Source organism: Paraburkholderia sp. SIMBA_054 (genome assembly GCF_046534875.1).
In the GTDB taxonomy this organism is placed as follows: Bacteria; Pseudomonadota; Gammaproteobacteria; order Burkholderiales; family Burkholderiaceae; genus Paraburkholderia; species Paraburkholderia hospita.
In genome coordinates this window covers 1-278 of sequence record NZ_JAWRXV010000642.1, presented here as the reverse complement: position 1 = coordinate 278, position 278 = coordinate 1, and the positions used below count along the sequence as shown (strand labels likewise).

Genomic DNA, 278 nt, shown 5'->3' with positions numbered 1-278 from the left:
AATACGTTCTGGCTGGCGAAGGCAACAAAGCGTTCACCTCTGAAGAATTCACTCACTTCCTGGAAGAACTGACCAAACAGTACCCGATCGTTTCTATCGAAGACGGTCTGGACGAATCTGACTGGGACGGTTTCGCATACCAGACCAAAGTTCTGGGCGACAAAATCCAGCTGGTTGGTGACGACCTGTTCGTAACCAACACCAAGATCCTGAAAGAAGGTATCGAAAAAGGTATCGCTAACTCCATCCTGATCAAATTCAACCAGATCGGTTCTCTG

Annotated in this window: 1 pseudogene; it reads left to right on the top strand. The window is 47.8% G+C overall.

The features are described 5' to 3' along the window. Window positions 1–278, top strand: a pseudogene (gene eno / locus SB822_RS56665) (phosphopyruvate hydratase); the annotation flags it as partial.